Annotated in this window: 9 protein-coding genes; 8 read left to right on the top strand and 1 reads right to left on the bottom strand. The window is 74.4% G+C overall.

From position 1 onward, the window contains the following. Positions 1–45 precede the first annotated feature (45 nt). From AB0K00_RS23865 to AB0K00_RS23830, 8 genes are all read left to right on the top strand, one after another. Positions 46–987, top strand: a complete 942-nt coding sequence (locus AB0K00_RS23865) for a TIGR04222 domain-containing membrane protein (RefSeq protein WP_363523688.1) — start codon at positions 46–48, stop codon at positions 985–987. Continuing rightward, entirely contained in the window at positions 984–1,844 is an 861-nt protein-coding gene (locus tag AB0K00_RS23860; protein WP_363523687.1) for a DUF692 domain-containing protein, read from the top strand. Before AB0K00_RS23865 ends, AB0K00_RS23860 begins: the two co-directional genes overlap by 4 nt. Further along, positions 1,841–2,248 (top strand): hypothetical protein, encoded by a 408-nt coding sequence (locus AB0K00_RS23855; RefSeq protein ID WP_363523686.1) that lies wholly within the window; start codon positions 1,841–1,843, stop codon positions 2,246–2,248. Before AB0K00_RS23860 ends, AB0K00_RS23855 begins: the two co-directional genes overlap by 4 nt. Continuing rightward, the gene (locus tag AB0K00_RS23850; protein ID WP_363523685.1) at positions 2,229–2,990 is read left to right on the top strand and encodes an SDR family oxidoreductase; all 762 of its coding nucleotides are present in this window, start codon (positions 2,229–2,231) and stop codon (positions 2,988–2,990) included. Before AB0K00_RS23855 ends, AB0K00_RS23850 begins: the two co-directional genes overlap by 20 nt. 114 nt (positions 2,991–3,104) lie before the next feature. Then, positions 3,105–4,790, top strand: a complete 1,686-nt coding sequence (locus tag AB0K00_RS23845) for a S8 family serine peptidase (protein WP_363523684.1) — start codon at positions 3,105–3,107, stop codon at positions 4,788–4,790. A gap of 6 nt (positions 4,791–4,796) precedes the next feature. Then, positions 4,797–5,246, top strand: a complete 450-nt coding sequence (locus AB0K00_RS23840; RefSeq protein ID WP_363523683.1) for a hypothetical protein — start codon at positions 4,797–4,799, stop codon at positions 5,244–5,246. A 53-nt stretch (positions 5,247–5,299) separates the two neighbouring features. After that, complete coding sequence (locus tag AB0K00_RS23835; protein ID WP_363523682.1) at positions 5,300–8,104, top strand: CHAT domain-containing protein; 2,805 nt, start codon at positions 5,300–5,302, stop codon at positions 8,102–8,104. 71 nt (positions 8,105–8,175) lie between these two features. Continuing rightward, a complete protein-coding gene (locus AB0K00_RS23830) occupies positions 8,176–8,961 on the top strand; it encodes a caspase family protein (RefSeq protein WP_363523681.1) in 786 nt (261 codons plus the stop codon). Positions 8,962–11,189: 2,228 nt separating this feature from the next. Here the strand turns inward: AB0K00_RS23830 and AB0K00_RS23825 are convergent. Next, complete coding sequence (locus AB0K00_RS23825; protein WP_363523680.1) at positions 11,190–13,127, bottom strand: ABC transporter ATP-binding protein; 1,938 nt, start codon at positions 13,125–13,127, stop codon at positions 11,190–11,192. Positions 13,128–13,172 lie beyond the last annotated feature (45 nt).

Genomic DNA, 13,172 nt, shown 5'->3' with positions numbered 1-13,172 from the left:
TCCGGTGACAAGCGTTCCTCGACATCCGGACCCACACTGAGCCCCATGAGGACATCGACCGTGGCGGGACCCGGGGACACCTGGGGCATCGCGGGCCCGGACTTCCTTTGGCTGTACGCCGGGCTCGCCGCACTCGCGATCATCACCGCGTTCATCTGGCGCCGCGGTTACCTGCGCGGCCCCTCACTGCGCCGGGCCCGGGACCTGACCGCGACCCAGGCCGCGCTGCTCAACGGCGACCGCCGGCTGGCCGTCTACAGCTCCCTCGCCGCCCTGCGCGCCGCGGGCGCCATCGACACCGACAGCCGGGGCACGCTCCGGCAGCTCGACCACCCCCCGGCCGGCGCCAGCGAGCTCGACCGGACCGTCCACGCCGCCGCCGGCCGCGGCCTCACCGCCCGCACCGTGCAGACCGACACCGCCGTCGTCCACGTGCTCAAGCGCACCGAGGAGCAGCTGACCCTGGCGGGCTGGCTGCTCGACGAGGACCGCCGCCGCGCCGTGCGGATGGCCGCGCTCATCGTCTTCGCCGTCGTCGCGATCGGGGTCGCCCGCATCGTCGCCGGCATCCTCAACGACCGCCCGACCGCCTTCCTGATGCTGCTGGTCATCCCGGTCGTCTTCATCGCGTTCCTGTTCCTGCGGGTCCCCCGGATCACCACCAACGCCAAGCGGCTGCTGAGCCGGATGCGGATGCAGGCGCTGCACCTGGCGCCGCGGCAGTCGCCGTCCTGGTCGACCTACGGCCCGGAGGCGGCCGCGCTCAGCATCGGGCTCTTCGGCGCCGGCGCGTTCTTCTTCGCCGACCCCGAGTTCGCCGAGGCGGCCGAGCTGCAGCGGCACGTCGCCTCCAGTGGTGGCGGCAGCGACTACAGCGGCTGGAGCTCCGGCTCCGACTCGAGCTCGTCCAGCAGCTGCTCGTCCAGCTCCAGCTCGTGCGGCGGCGGCTCGAGCTGCGGTGGCGGCGGCGGAGGGTGCGGGGGATGACCACCCCCGCGGCCGGCCCGGGCACCGCCGGCCCGCCCGCCGGCACGTCCACGGTCGGCATCGGCTGGCGGCCGGAGATCGCCGGATACGTCGCAGCCCTGCCTGGGCTGCGGTTCACCGAGGTCGTCGCGGAGTCCGTACACCTCGAACACCCGCCGCCACTGCTCATGCAGCTCGTCGAGCGCGGCGTGCGGGTCGTGCCGCACGGCGTGAAGCTGTCCCTCGGCGGGGCCGAGCCGATCGACGACGCCCGCGCCAGGCACCTGTCCCAGTGCGCGGAGCTGCTGCGCTCGCCGTTGGTCAGCGAGCACATCGCGTTCGTGCGGGCGGGCGGCGTCGAAGCGGGGCACCTGCTGCCGGTGCCCCGCACCCGGGCGGCGGTCGACGCGGTCGTCGCCAACGTCCGGCGCACCCAGGCGGCGCTCGGCGGCGTCACCCTCGCCCTGGAGCCGATCGCCGCGCTGTTCGACTGGCCCGACCCGGAGCTGACCGAGGCGCAGTTCCTCACCGAGATCCTCGACCGGACCGGCTGCGCGCTGCTGCTCGACGTCGCCAACGTGCACGCCAACGCCCGCAACCGCGGCTCCGTTGCCAGCGACCTGCTCGACGGACTGCCCCTCGAACGGATCGCCTACGTGCACGTCGCCGGCGGCGCCGAACACGACGGCTTCTACCACGACACCCACACCGACCCGACCCCGCCGGAGGTCCTCGACCTGGTCAAGGAGCTGTGCGCGCGAACCACCCCACCGGCCCTGATGCTCGAACGCGACGGCCACTACCCGCCCGCTGCCGACCTGACCCGCGAGCTCGACGCCCTCAGCGCCGCGGCCGGCCTGCCCCGGATCACGCCGTGACCTTGGCCGAGCAGCAGCGGGCATTGGTCGACGCGCTCGTCGCCGGCGGTGACGTCCCTGCGGGTTTCGCCGCGGCAGGTGTACTGGCAACGCGCGCCGCCCTCCGCCGCAAACGGGCCGGCGAGGTGGCCCGGGCATGGCCGTTCCTCGCCGCGTCCTTCGGCGAGCAGTGGTACGCGGCGTTCGGCGCCTGGGCCGCCGGCCGCCCGCCGCAGGGTTCGCTGCGCGACGGCTGGGACTTCGCCCGCACCGTCCAGGACACCCTGTCACCCCTCGCCCGCGACGAGCTCGCCGGCCGCGAGGCCGCCTTCAGCTACGACGGCACCTGCGCCCCGGTCCCCCGCAACCGGCTGGCGGCGAGGGTCCGGCTTCTACTATCGCGGCATGGATCTCGGCCTGCGTGACCGCGTCTACGTCCTGACCGGCGCCTCCCGGGGCCTCGGGTTCGCCACCGCCGAGGCCCTCGTCCGCGACGGCGCCAGGGTCGTCGTCTCCGGCCGCACCGCGGACACGGTCGACGCCGCCGTCGCCGCGCTCGGCGAGGACCACGCCGCGGGAATCACCGGCGACCTCGGCGACCCCGGCACCGGCCCGCGGCTCGTGGCGGCCGCCCAGGAACGGTTCGGCCGGCTCGACGGCGCGCTCATCTCCGTCGGCGGGCCACCCCGCGGCACCGCGACCGGCACCGGCGAGGACGCCTGGGTCGCCGCGTTCCACACGATCTTCCTCGGCACCGTCCGGCTCGCCCGGCTCGTCGCCGAGACCATCGGCAGCGTCCCGGCGGGCGGGGACGCCGCGATCGGCGTCGTGCTGTCGACGTCGGTCCGTGTCCCGCTCGGCGGCCTCGCGATCTCCAACGGGCTGCGGCCCGGCCTCGCCGGGTTCGCCAAGGACCTCGCCACGGAGCTCGGCCCCCGCGGCATCCGGGTCGTGTCGCTGCTGCCCGGCCGGCTGCTCACCGACCGTAACCTGGAGCTGCTGGGCAGCCCGGCCGCGCAGGCGGAGGCCGCGGCGGTGATCCCCCTGCGCCGGCTCGGCGACCCCGCCGAGTTCGGGCGGGTCGCCGCGTTCCTGCTGTCGCCGGCGGCGAGCTACCTGACCGGCGTCGCCGTGCCCGTCGACGGCGGCGTGATCAGCGCGTTCTGAAATTCTTGTATCAGGGGCCGTCCGGGCGCTCTCTAGTCAAGTGAGACGGCGCTGTCATCAGTCGGGCGGCGCCCCGCGGGGATGGAGAGCCACATGCAGTTACGCTGCCGACGGATGACGGGGGACGCGCTGCCCGATCTCGGCGACGACAGCGGTTCGCCGCCGTCGACGCCCTGGCTGCCCTCGGCAGCGGTGCTGCGCCGCCACGGCGCCCGCATCCTGCAGCCGGGCGACGGCGCGTCCGCGCCGACCGTGTATCGCGCCGGTGTGCTCCTGTCGACCGAGCCGGCGGAGCAACCCGATGCCCTCGAACACTGCAACCGGACGCTCGCCGCGACCGGCATGCGCCTCACCGCCGACCACGGCGGCCCGGACGGGCCGGTCAGGGAGCGGGCCGTCCGGCGGCGGGTGCGGGCCGTGCAGCTCGTCGCGGCGCACGGCGCCGACCCCGAGGCCATCGACGCGTGGGCCGCGCTGAAGGCGCTGCGGGCCAGCGGCCACGGCGCCCACCTGTCCCTCGACCACCTGCTCTTCGGTGCCTCCATCGGAGGGGTACCGATGACCGAGGGCTCGCCGATGACCGAGGGCTCGCCCATGACCGAAGGCTCTCCCATGACGGAGGGCTCTCCGATGACGGAGGGGTCCCCCATGACGGAGGGCTCGCCGATGACCGAGGGCTCCCCCATGACGGAGGGGTCCCCGATGACCGAGGGCAGCGCCTGGCGCTTCGCCGGCGGCGCCGGCCGCCAGCCGGTCGACCTGGTCCTCCAGCCGCCCCGCCGGCGCACCATCGACGAGCTCGGCGACCGGCGTCCCGTCGTCGCGATCCTCGACACCGGCATCGCCCCGCACGAGTGGCTCGACGTCCCCGCACCGGCCGGCTCGGCGCTGCCCGCGGACGGGTTCACCGCCGTCGACGCCGAGCTGCAGGCCACGATCCTCGCCGCGCAGGACCAGCTCATCGCCGACGGTCACCGGCTGCAGCGGCTCCGCGACGCGTGGGAGCGGCAGATCAGCACCGGCTCCGTCGCCGGCGAGCTCGGCAGCCACACCGGCCACGGCACGTTCATCGGCGGCCTCGTGCGGCAGGTCGCCCCCGACGCGACCGTCCTGCAGATCCGGGTCATGCACAGCGACGGCGTCGTCTACGAAAGCGACCTGCTCATCGCCCTCGACCGGCTCGCCGACCAGGTCGAAGCCGCCCAGGCCGGCACCGGCGGCGCGATGGTCGACGTCGTGTGCCTCTCCCTCGGCTACTACGTGGAGAACGCGGCCGACACCACGTACACCATCCGCCTGCAGGAACACGTGGACCGGCTGCTCGCCGCGGGGGTCGTCGTGGTCGCCGCCGCCGGCAACCACGCCACCTCCCGCGAGTTCTACCCCGCGGCCCTGCCCAGCGACGCGGAGCTGCCGGTGATGAGCGTCGGCGCGTTCCAGCCCAACGACGCCAAGGCCATGTTCAGCAACGACGGCCCGTGGGTCCGCTACTGGGCACCGGGGTCGGCGCTGGTCAGCACGTACCCGAAGATCCAGGGCAGCCGGGGCGCCGCCTTCGCGACCCCGGCCGGCAACGCCGGCGGCCGGCCCACGCGCCGCGAGACCCTCGACGCCGACGACTACACCCGCGGGTTCGCCTCGTGGAGCGGCAGCTCGTTCGCCGCCGGGCTCGGCGCCGCCGAGGTCGCCGCGCTGCTGCTCGCGAACGCGGCCGAGGACCCGCAGCTTCGCCTCGAGCAGCTCGACGCGAAGTCCACCGTGCAACGGGCGCTCCGGGCACTCGACGGGTTCCCGGGGTAGGGCCCGATGGACGACGACGCGCTCCTCGCCGACCTGCGCCGCATCGCCGGCCTGGTCGACCCTGTCCCCGCTGACCTGCTCTTCTCCCTCAGCGTCACCGGCTTCGACATCGAGGTCTGCCGTCTCGTCCCGCAACCCCCCGCCGGCGTGCTGGCGGGGGTCCGCGGCGACGAGGAGACGACCCGCGCCACGTTCGAGTCCGCCAGCCTGACGATCATGGTCGAGTGGACCGCCGCCGCGGGCGGCACCGTCCGCCTCGACGGCTGGCTCGCCCCGCCGTCACCCTGCCGCATCGAGCTGCGCACCGTGGACGGCCCGCAGACGATGGACACCGACGAGGGCGGCCGCTTCGCCGCGCAGCGCGTGACCCGGGGCGAGGTGCAGATCCGGGTACACCCGACCGACCAAGAAGCCGATGGCGGCCGGACGGTGGTGACGCCATCGTTCGTGGTGTAGCCGAGGAACCGCCCAGCCCGGTCGACCCGCGCGGACCCGCGCGGGCTACAGGCATGCCCGACGCCGTTCCCGACCCCAGGGTGGTGGCCCGGGCGGTGCGGCTGCACCGCTCCGCGGTGCGGGCCGGCGCCGCCGGGCAGCCCGCAACCGCCGCGAGACGCGCCACGGAGGCGCTCCGGCTCCTCGGCTGGCCGGGCGACGAGCCGTCGACGCCCGCCCTCGCCGCGCGGCTCCTGCTGACCCTCGCCCACGCCGAGGCCGAGCAGGGCCGCACCGACCTGGGCCTGGAGCTGCTCGACCGGGCCGAGTCCTTCGCCGACCTCACCGACGTCGGCACCGTCCTGCAGCAGCGCGGCCTGCTCCTGCTCCGCGTCGGCGAGATCGACGCCGCGCTGAAGCTGCTCGACGCCGCCGTCCCCGTCCTGCAGGAGCACGGCGAGCCCGCCGTCCTCGCCCGCACCCTGCTCAACCGCGGCGTCGTGCACCTCACCGCCGGCCGGGTCCGCCTCGCCCGCGCCGACCTGCTCCTCTGCCGCGACCTCGCCGGCGCCCACGGCCTGGACCTGCTCGCCGCCAAGGTCGAACACAACCTCGGCTACTGCGACCTCGCCGGCGGCGACGTGCCCGCGGCGCTGCAGACGTTCGACACGGCCGCCGACTCGCTGCGCCGGCTGGGCGCCGACGGCTTCCTCGCCATCTCCATGCTCGACCGGGGCCGCGCCCTCCTCGGCGCCGGCCTGGACACCGCCGCCGCCGAGGAGCTCGACCAGGCCATCGAGCTGCTCAAACGCCACCGCCTCAGCCAGGACCTCGGCGAGGCCGAACTCGCCCGCGCCCAGGCCGCCCTGGGCAGCGGCGACCTGGCCGCGGCGGCGGTGTGGAGCGCCCGCGCCAGGGCCCGCTTCACCCGGCGCCGCAACCGCGCCTGGGCCGCGTTGGCAGCCTCACTGCAGGTCCGCGTCGATTTGGCCGCCGCCGCCAGAACCCAGCTGCCACTGCCGCCACCCGCAGCCGCACCGCCGCCGCCCGCCACCGCACGGCCCGCCACCACGCCATCGCTGGTCCCCTCTGCGGCTGCCGTGCCTGCCGCGTCGGCGGCTGCGGGGGCGTCGTCCGAGGCACCCTCCCGGACGTCGTCTGAGTCGTCGTCAAACGGGGCGTCCGGTCTGCCGGCCGAAGCCGAAGCCACAATGGCCGCCGCCGAAGCCGCTGCGGCTGCCGAGGTCAGAGCCGCGGCCAGGGCGGCGCGGCGCAAGCTGCTCGCCGTCGCCAGGCGGGCCACCCGGCTCGCGGCGACGCTGCGGGAACTCGGCCTGCGCCACGACGCCGGCAGCGCCGAACTGCTCGCCCTGCGGGCCCGGGTCGCCGCCGGCGACATCCCCACCGTCGAGCAACGCGTCGCGGCGCGGCGGACCCTGCCGGCCGACGTCCCCCTCGACACGCACCTCCTGCGCCGCCTCACCCGCGCCGAACTGCACCGCGCCGACGGCCGCGCCCCCGCCGCCCTCGACGAGCTGCGCAAGGGCCTCGCCACGCTGCAGGAGCACCGGCGCCGGTTCGGCAGCCTGGAGCTGCAGAGCAGCGTCGCCGCGCTCGGCGCGGACCTCGGCACGTACGGGCTGGACATCTCCTGGTCCCTCGGCCCGCCGAACCTCGTCTTCAACTGGTCGGAACGCTCGCGCGCCCAGTCGTTCCGGATCCGCTCGGTGCTGCCGCCGCAGGACCCGCAGGCGGCGGAGGCCCTCGCGGAGCTGCGCCAGCTGCGCCGCGCGGTCCGCCTCGCCGAGCTCGACGGCCGCCCCGAGCCGCTGCTGCGAACCCGCTGCGCCGAGCTCGAGCAGCGCATCCGCCGGCAGGGCTGGTGGGCGGGCGACACCGAGGAGCGGCACGGCGCCGCCACCGACGCCGCGGTCCTGGCCGAGCTCGCCGGCGCCGGCCAGTGCATGGTCAGCTACCTCGTGCGCCGCGACCGGCTGCACGCCCTCGTCCTCGCCGGCGGGACGATCACGTCCGTCGAGCTCGGCGCCTACGCCCCCGTCGCCGAGTCGGTCCGGCGCCTGCTCAGCGACCTCGACACCGCCGCCGACCGGCGCCTGCCGGCGAAACTCGCGGCGGTGGTGCGGGCCAGCGCCGACCGGCAGGCCGCCACCCTCGACCAGGCGTTGATCGCTCCGGTACGCGCAGCGCTCGGCTCCCACGACGTGGTGCTCGTGCCAACCAGACAGCTCGCCGTCCTGCCCTGGGGTCTCCTGCCCAGCCTGCGCAGACGCCCCGTGGCGGTGGCGCCGTCGGCTTCGGTGTGGCTCGCTGCCCGTACCGTGGACAACGCCGGAGCGACAGGCGCGCCGCTGCTCGTCGCCGGTCCCGACCTCGTGCACGCCGACGCAGAGATCGCCGCGATCGCCGCGCTCTACCCGCAGGGCCGGGTCCTGCGAGGCGCCGCCGCCACCGCGACCAGCGTCCTGGCCGGCATGGACGCGGCGCCGGTCGTCCACGTCGCCGCGCACGGCTACCACGACACGCAGAACGTCCTGTTCTCCCGGCTCGAGCTCGGCGACGGCCCGCTCCTGGCGTACGAGCTGCAACGCCTCGGCACCGCCCCCAGCCAGGTCGTGCTCTCCGCCTGCGACGTCGGCCGCGCCGTCGTGCGGGCCGGCGACGAACTCGTCGGCTTCACCGCCGCCCTGCTGCACGCCGGCACCGCCAACGTCGTGGCCAGCGTCGCCCGGATCCCCGACGAGCTCGGCCCCAAGGTCATGGCGCACTACCACCACGCCGTCGCGGCCGGCGTCTCCCCCGCCCGCGCCCTGGCCGACCTGCCAGAGGCGACCCCGTTCGTCTGCTTCGGCGCCGGCTGAACCTAATCGCCTCCCTGTGACGCCTTCACTACAGAAGGTTCCATCGTTTCGACGTGTTCACGGGGGACACCATGAAACTCGCACTCTGCGTCGGCATCAACGACTACCCGGGCGTCTCCAACGACCTGTACGGCTGCCGCAACGACGCCGCCGACTGGACCGACGCCCTGACCGCCCGCGGCTTCGACGTGCGCACCCTGCTCGACAGCGCCGCATCCGGCGCCGCGATCCGCACCGGCATCGCCGACCTGCTGTCCCGCACGTCCGCCGGCGACGCGGTCGTCATCACGTACTCCGGCCACGGCACCTGGGTCCCGGACCTCGACGGCGACGAGCCCGACCACCGCGACGAGGCCATCTGCCCGCACGACATCGCCGCCAACGGCCCACTGCTCGACGACGAACTGTCCACGCTGTTCAGCACGGCCGCCCCCGGCGTGCGCACGGTGCTCATCTCCGACTCGTGCCACTCGGGAACCCTGACCCGGCTGAGCCGCCCCCTCGGCGACAGCCGCTGCTCGAGCCGCTTCCTCGCCCCGTCGACGTTCCTGCCCCCGCCCGCCATCCCTCCCGCCGGCCTCCCGGGCCGCGGCGCACTCCGGGCCCACCCCCGCTCCGCGGCGCTGCTGCTGGCCGCGTGCCGCGACACCGAGTACTCCTACGACGCCACGTTCTCCGGCCGCCCCAACGGCGCCTTCACGTACGTGGCGCTCACCGCCCTCGCAGACCTGCCGGCGGGTGCGACGTACCGGGACTGGCTCAGGGCGATCCGGGCACAACTGCCCAGCCAGAACTACCCGCAGACCCCGGCCCTGCAGGCCACCGCCGCGCAGTTCGCCTGGCCCCTGCTCGCCTGAGCACACCACCCCGCCAAGGCCGCACATTTTCCCGAAGAACCAATCGACAATCCCCCATCAAACGCGAGCCGTGGCTAACACATTGACCAATCTCGACGTCTGTCAAGTGTGATGATGAGCACCATCGATCGCATGCGCAGAACGCCCGGACACGCCGGAACACGCCCGAGAATGCCCATTGCATACTGTCGCTCCGCCACCCGGCACGACCGGACCACGTCGCCCGCGGCACTACCACGCCGAGCCATCAAGCGCGAACACTCCCAGCCGGACGCACGGCATGTCCGTTTCGCGCCGAACGTACGGATGCCGGCGCAGCACTCTGGCACGCGCACGGCTCGCAGGCCCGGGCGGGGGCGCACATCGACACCGTGTGATCTACCCGGGCTCTGAAGGTCCTCGGCTCATGCACTTCGCGCGGCGGTCGCCGGCGAACAGGGATCCACCGGATTGTGGGGATCCGGCGAGTGCTGGCGTCTGCGGGCGGTTCGGATCGGACCGGGATGCGTGCCGGGCCAGGCGCTCGTCACCATGATCGCGGAACTTCGGTGGCCGCCCAGGCCCAGCGAGTTTCCGCGCTCACACCGCCCGACTGCCGGCACGCCACCGCGGCACGCCAGCGGGCCGGCGCCGCGGCGGGAGGGAGCCACCTGAGTGCGGCGATGAGGACGAGGCGCCTGCGGGAGAGGCCGGCGCGCGCTCGCAGGCGGCCGGTCCTCGCGTTCCGGGATGGTGCCGGATCCCGCGACGCCGCAGCGCGTCCGGATGCAGTCGCAGGCGTAGCCCTGATCGGCCACGAGCACGTCCGACGTCTCCGAACCCCGCGCCGGGCCGGGGCAGGATGACCCTGATCGCGCCCGACGGGATGCGACAGCTGCGGGCTGGCGCCATCCTGACCAGGAGTGAGCCGGCCCGCACACCTGCGACGCACAGCCCCTTTCCGGGGCGTCGGCCGCATGCCGGTGCGCGCGGACGAGGAACCGCGCTGATCGTCCATCCACGGGCCGGCCGTCGTCACGAACTGGGCCACCGCAAGGAACCGTCCCAGGTCATGTACGCGCTCCGCCGTCGCAACCGTTCATGACAGATCGTCCATGACCCGTGCCGTTCCGGCCGATCCCCGCTGCGCAGCCCCGGCCCGCAACGTCCACGAGGACCCCGGCGATCCCCGACAGCACCCACCCGGCCCGAATACCTTCCGGCCTCGGGCAACAGCGGTCCGTTCACCGTCCTACGACGCGTCGACCCATCCGTCACGACGAACCGTCAACGATCGCCACCTACATGAGCGGCAGGGCACGCCCTGGGCGCTGCCGCCGGTTGACGCCACGTTGCCGGCCGGAGAGGTGACGGCGCGGCGTTGCCGGGGAGGTGACGGCACGTTTCCGGTCAGACGGTGGGGGCGGGCCGGAGAAGCGACGGCACGGCCCGCCCGGAGAAGCGACGACACGGCCCGCCCGGGGAGGTGACGACACGGCCGGAGAAGCGACGACACGGTCCGGCCAGGGAGGCGACGGCACGGCCCGCCCGGAGAAGCGACGACACGGCCCGCCCGGGGAGGCGACGGCACGGCCCGCCCGGAGAAGCGACGACACGGCCCGCCCGGGGAGGCGACGGCACGGCCCGCCCGGAGAAGCGACGACACAGTCCGGCCGGGGAGGTGGCGGCGCGGCGTTGCCGGGGAGGTGGCGGCACGTTTCCGGTCAGACGGCGGGAGCGGGCCGGAGAAGCGACGGCACGGTCCGGCCGGGGAGGTGGCGGCACGGCGTTGCCGGAGAGGTGACGGCACGGTCCGGCCGCAGAGGTGACGGCACGTTTCCGGTCAGACGGTGGGAGCGGGCCGCAGAGGTGACAGCACGGCGTTGCCGGGGCCGGAGAGGCGACGGCACGGTCCGACCGGAGAGGCGACGGCACGGCGTTGCCGGGGAGGTAGCGGCACGTTTCCGGTCAGACGGTGGGTGCGGCCGGGGAGGTGGCGGCACGGCGTTGCCGGGCAGGTGACGGACGGTGGGAGCGGGCCGGAGAGGTGACGGCACGGCGTTGCCGGCCGGAGAAGCGACGGCACGGTCCGGCCAGAGAGGCGACGGCACCGCGTTGCCCCGGCCGGAGAGGCGACGGCACGGTACGGCCGGGGAGGCGACAGCACGGCGTTGCCGGCCGGGGAGGTGGCGGCACGTTTCCGGTCAGACGGCGGGAGCGGGCCGGGGAGGTGACGGCGCGGTTCCGGGTCAGGCGGTGGGAGCGGGAAGGAGGGGGTCGGGCGGGAAGGGGGCGGCGTCGGGTAGCGGGGAGTCGGGGATGGCGAACTGGGTCCGGTACAGCTCCGCATACAAGCCGGCCGCCGCGACCAGCGAGTCGTGGGTGCCGTGCTCGACGATGCGGCCGTCGTCGACGACCAGGATCTGGTCGGCGTCGCGGATCGTGGACAGGCGGTGGGCGATGACGAGGGCGGTGCGCCCAGTGAGGGCCTCGGCGAGGGCGCGCTGGACGGCGGCCTCGGACTCGGAGTCGAGGTGGGCAGTGGCCTCGTCGAGGATGACGATGGACGGGGCCTTGAGCAGGAGGCGGGCGATCGCGATGCGTTGCTTCTCGCCGCCGGAGAAGCGGTAGCCGCGCTCGCCGACGACGGTGTCGAGGCCTTCCGGGAGGGAGTCGACGAGGTCGCCGACCTGGGCGCGGCGCAGCGCGGTGCGGATCTCCTCGTCGGTGGCGTCGGGCTTCGCGTAGCGCAGGTTGTCGGCGATGCTCTCGTGGAAGAGGTGGGAGTCCTGGGTGACGACGCCGATGGCGTCGCGCAGGGACTGCAGGGTGGCGTCGCGGACGTCGACGTCGCCGACGAGGACCGCGCCGCCGCTGGTGTCGTAGATGCGCGGGACGAGCATGGCGGTGGTGGACTTGCCGGCGCCGGAGGGGCCCACGAGCGCGACCATCTGGCCCGGCTCGACGGTGAAGGAGACGCCCTTGAGGACCTCGTCGGTGACGGTGCGGTCCAGCGACGCGACGTCCTCCAGGGACGCGAGGGAGACCTCGGACGCGCTCGGGTAGCGGAAGTGGACGTCGCGGAACTCGACCTTCGCGGCGCCGGGCGGCAGCGGGCGGGCGTCGGGGCGCTCGGCGATGCCGGGGGCGAGGTCGAGGACCTCGAAGACCCGCTCGAACGAGACCAGCGCGCTCATCACGTCGACCCGGACGTTGGACAGCGCGGTCAGCGGACCGTAGAGCCGGCTGAGCAGCAGCGCGAGGGTGACGACGGTGCCGGCGGTGATCTGGCCGTGCACGGCGAACCAGCCGCCGAGCCCATAGGTGAGGGCCTGCGCGAGCGAGGCGACGAGCAGCATGCTGACGAAGAACACGCGGCTGAACATGGCGGTCTGGATGCCGATGTCGCGGACTCGGCCGGCCCGGTCGGCGAAGCGGGACGCCTCGGTCTCCGGCCGGCCGAACAGCTTGACCAGCAGGGCGCCGGCGACGCCGAAGCGCTCGGTCATCGTCGCGTTCATGGTGGCGTCGAGCTGATAGGCCTCGCGGGTGAGCCCGGCGAGGCGCTTGCCGACGCGGCGGGCCGGGAGGATGAAGACCGGCAGCATGACCAGCGACAGCAGGGTCACCTGCCAGGACAGGGTGAGCATCACCGCGGCGGTGAGGACGAGCTGGATGACGTTGCTGACGACGCCGGACAGGGTCGAGGTGAACGCGCGCTGGGCGCCCTGCACGTCGTTGTTGAGCCGGCTGACGAGGGCGCCGGTCTGGGTGCGGGTGAAGAACTGCAGCGGCATGAGCTGCACGTGACCGTAGACCTGGGTGCGCAGCGACAGGATGATGCCCTCGCCGATGCGGGCCGAATACCACCGCTGGACGAGCGACAGCAGCGCGTCGACGACGGCGAGCGCGCCGATGAGCAGCGCGACCCGCACGATCGCCGCGCCGGCGTCGGGACCACCGGCGTTGATCTTGTTGATGACGTCGCCGGCGAGATACGGCGTGGCGACGCCGATGGCCGCGCCGAGCACGACGGTGACCAGGAAGACACTGATGTCACTGCGATAGGGCCGGGCGAAGGCGAGGATCCGCTTCGCCGTGCCGCGGGCCAGTCGCTTGCCCGCCAGCTCATCGGCCTTGCGCAGGGCACGCAGCGTCTCCCAGCCAGCCATGCCACTCGAACTCATCGCCACCCCCGGTCGGAACCTTGAGCACAAGCATGCCCCGGGGGT

This window comes from Dactylosporangium sp. NPDC049525, assembly GCF_040676755.1.
Taxonomy (GTDB): Bacteria; Actinomycetota; Actinomycetes; order Mycobacteriales; family Micromonosporaceae; genus Dactylosporangium.
Note: the sequence above shows the minus strand (reverse complement) of the source record. Positions and strands in the feature narration are given on the sequence as shown.